Origin of the sequence: Candidatus Cyanaurora vandensis (genome assembly GCF_013285555.1) — a bacterium.
Classification (GTDB): domain Bacteria; phylum Cyanobacteriota; class Cyanobacteriia; order Gloeobacterales; family Anthocerotibacteraceae; genus Cyanaurora; species Cyanaurora vandensis.
In genome coordinates this window covers 1-2,813 of sequence record NZ_JAAXLT010000130.1, presented here as the reverse complement: position 1 = coordinate 2,813, position 2,813 = coordinate 1, and the positions used below count along the sequence as shown (strand labels likewise).

The 2,813-nt window shown below is 57.4% G+C and carries 4 protein-coding genes; 1 reads left to right on the top strand and 3 read right to left on the bottom strand.

The features are described 5' to 3' along the window. Nucleotides 1-171: 171 nt before the first annotated feature. From cas2 to cas4, 3 genes are read right to left on the bottom strand one after another with little or no spacing between them, the layout of a single operon-like run. Complete coding sequence (cas2, locus tag HFM78_RS08935; RefSeq protein WP_287129090.1) at nucleotides 172-450, bottom strand: CRISPR-associated endonuclease Cas2; 279 nt, start codon at nucleotides 448-450, stop codon at nucleotides 172-174. Nucleotide 451: 1 nt separating this feature from the next. Beyond that, nucleotides 452-1,456, bottom strand: a complete 1,005-nt coding sequence (gene cas1 / locus HFM78_RS08930) for a CRISPR-associated endonuclease Cas1 (protein ID WP_287129089.1) — start codon at nucleotides 1,454-1,456, stop codon at nucleotides 452-454. Continuing rightward, complete coding sequence (gene cas4, locus HFM78_RS08925; protein ID WP_287129088.1) at nucleotides 1,456-2,040, bottom strand: CRISPR-associated protein Cas4; 585 nt, start codon at nucleotides 2,038-2,040, stop codon at nucleotides 1,456-1,458. The genes cas1 and cas4 overlap by 1 nt, the downstream gene beginning before the upstream one ends. Before the next feature lie 70 nt (nucleotides 2,041-2,110). On the opposite strand from cas4, the gene HFM78_RS08920 reads away from it, so the two are divergent. Then, on the top strand, nucleotides 2,111-2,813 hold a 703-nt coding region (locus HFM78_RS08920), incomplete at its 3' end, for a YafY family protein (RefSeq protein ID WP_287129087.1).

Sequence of the window (2,813 nt, the reverse complement as noted above, 5' to 3'; positions counted from 1 at the left end):
GGGTTGGGGGCGGTGGTTGAGCACCATGACTCTTTTTACAATTTCTGTAGGGTTGCTATAGTGTGCTTTAGTTGCTCTCTATCCCCCATTGGCATGAGGGTAATAGATAACTACTTGGCTCTTCTCGTAGCCCGATTGACCTTACAGAAACTCGTCGTGACCTTCAGAAGCTCATTCGCCGAACATGGGTTCATCGAGAGCGGGCGGGAGAGGTTTGCCGAGGAGTTCTACTTTTTTTTCGCAGCTGGCACACACAAAATAAAACCGTACCGCGTCCGTCTCAGGGTCCAGGAGTTTGGCTAAGCGTTGGCGGAGGCGGATGTAATCCTGTTCAGTCAGTCGGCACTCGAATAAGCTGAACTGCGTCCAAGTGCCGTAGGACTTGAGCGTTTTGTGGATACGGGTACGGCGGCGGTCGTTGCTGATGTCGTAGGCGATGATGACGAACACCTTACTTCAAAATTAAGGGCGGGTACTGGTCTGTCGTCCCGAGGGCGAACTTTGCCAGAAGACGGGCCTGCCATTCAATTGCCTGCCGAAAACTACATTGTTTCTGGAGGACCGGATGCTTAAAAGTCCCGTTCAGCCGTTGTTCATATTGTTTCAAAAAAACCTTGCGCCCCCCATCGGTCAACCGCACCGCGCCACTGACAGCCTCCACCGTGAAGTCCGTCGGCTGGAGGATCTCCCGGTTCAATGTCGCTAAAACCACACTATCCACCACCAAGGGCCGGAACTCCTCCATCAAGTCCAGAGCTAGATTCGGACGACCATACCGCTCACAGTGCAACAACCCGCGATAGGGATCGAAGCCGACGATATTGAGCATACTCTGGCACTCGTGGCGGAGCAGGGCATAGCCAAAACTGAGCAGGGCGTTCACCGGGTCCGTGGGTGGACGGCGCACTCGTTGGCTAAAAGTAAAAGCCGGATTGCGGAGGAGTTGGGGCAGACTCTGGAAGTAGATCCGGCTACCGTTGCCCTCGTGTCCGCGCAACTGGTCCACTTGGCTCGTCGTAGTTAAATGGTGAATCGCTTGGGCCAAGCCGATGACCGCACCGCTTAAATCTATTCCGTGGTCCCGTTGGGCACGTTGACAGGCGATGCGGTAATTGGCGAGCTTCCCCCGGATGAAGCCCCGGACCACCGCTACCGCTCGTTCTGGTTGTTGGGTGAGTTGCCATTGGGCGGTGCGGAGGGGACTGTTTTTGTTGAGTTCCGGCTGGAGACAACCGAGGTAACGTCCAAACACACTCAAAAAAGTTAAAGGAATCCGCCGCTCCAACAGGTCCATCACCAAGGCCGGGGTCACCGTTGCCCGCCCGTAGACCAAGACCGCCTCCACCCGCAATAACGGCACATCCAGGATCACATTGCGCTCCGGCCCGACGATGACCAGCCGTTCATCTAACTTTTTGAGGATACTGTCCTCACAGGTGACATAAACTGTGCCCATTATTCCCACTGCTCCCGGTAACGAGCGACCCGCTCCCCCAAGGTCGGTAAACAAGCCGCTTGTAGACTGCATCCCTGACAGCGGGGCATCAAGTGGGCGGGGGGTTCCTGGCCCCGGGTGAAAAGGGTCCGCACCCGCGCAATGACCGCCAGAGTCTCCGCCCGTAGAGGTTCATCAAGCGCGAATTCGACTCGTCCGGCCGAGGCCGCGTAAAAGATGGCCCCATGACTGACCACCGTCTGCAACATCTCCTCCAGACAAAGACCCTGGGCACAGACCTGAATCCGGTCATTACCCCACTTGCCGCGCCCGCCCCGCTTGTATTCCACCGGCAGCCAAGCCCCGGCCCTGTGCTCAATCAAGTCTGCTTTACCAACCAACTCGTGTTGTGCGGAATAAAGGTCCACATTGCGGTACTGCGCCACCCCGTCCACCGTCGTGAAAACCCCACTGTCGGCGCGGGTATGGAGAAAAGTGCCCTCCAGGGTATAGACGTTGTCCACGAATTCACCCAGACAGAACATCCGCCAACAACGGTGCGGACAATAATCGTATTGATTGAGCGCGGCAATCGGAATTTCCATTGCTTCAACCTAAACCTAAAGCTTGCCGACGTTCTGTCCAGATAGGATAGTTGTGCCTGATGAGTCTGCTATGTCCACGCCCCGCCTTGATCTCGCCTCCTACCGGGTCCTGATGATCTTCAAGGCCCTCCTGGCACAACCCTGCACCCTCGCGCAACTCAACGAACGCTGTCTGGCGGACCCCACCATCGGACGGACCTACTCCAATGTCCAACTGATGCGGGATGTGAATTGTCTACGGCAGTGGGGCTGCACGATTCCCAAGGCGGGTCGGCAGGGCTACCTTCTCCAGGCCCACCCCCTGACGATCCCCCTGAGCTTGGCCCAACAACAGGCCTTCATTAGCGCGGCAGCCGCCGACCAAGACCTCGCCACCGCCCTAAATCAACTCCTGCTCTGTCTACCCCACCCAGCCCGTGAACAATTGACGCTCCTCCTGGGAGCCACCCAAGTCATCCACGATTACCCCGACCAACCGCCCCCAGGCCGCGAACTAATTCAACTCCTCAAACCCAAACTCAACCGCCGGGGAGTAGTTCAGTTTCACTACCGACGCAAGGAGACCGAGGACTACCGAGAACACACCGTCGAGCCGATTGCCCTCATCCAACGCGACGGACGGCACTACCTCCACGCCTACTGTCCTGACTGGACCCCGCCCCAAGAGACTGATTTCCTCCTAAACTTCATCACCGATGTCCGCAACTGCACTAACCGGGGCGCAACCCAAGGCGGCGGTCCCATCCCCAAACCCGTCATCTACCGCCTCACCC